The following is a 262-nucleotide window of genomic DNA, read 5'->3' on the forward strand; positions in this document are numbered from 1 at the left end:
ATGCGCGTCGCCATGCCGCCGGCGAGCACGCACATCGCGACCTCGCCGCGCGCGAGCGCTCCCTCGCCCAGCGCGCGATTGCCGTCGGTGTCCCACGACTCGACGAGATCGCTCGGCGCCGGCGGCTCCACTGCGCCCTCCACGCGGTTCTTCTCGCGCAGATCGTCGGCGCGCCCTGCGGCGAGCTCCGCGCCCAGACGCACGAACAGCGCTTCCTCGGAGGCGTGCGCGCGCAGTGTTTCCAGGACCGATGCAGGAAGAG

General features: G+C 72.9%; 1 protein-coding gene. It reads right to left on the bottom strand.

Annotated elements, in window-relative coordinates; translation table 11 throughout:
* Positions 1 to 262, bottom strand: a 262-nt coding sequence (locus tag AB1471_RS17530; RefSeq protein WP_367781005.1) for a hypothetical protein, incomplete at both ends; no start/stop codon positions are given.

Source organism: Jeotgalibacillus marinus (genome assembly GCF_040801915.1).
GTDB lineage: Bacteria > Bacillota > Bacilli > Bacillales > Jeotgalibacillaceae > Jeotgalibacillus > Jeotgalibacillus marinus.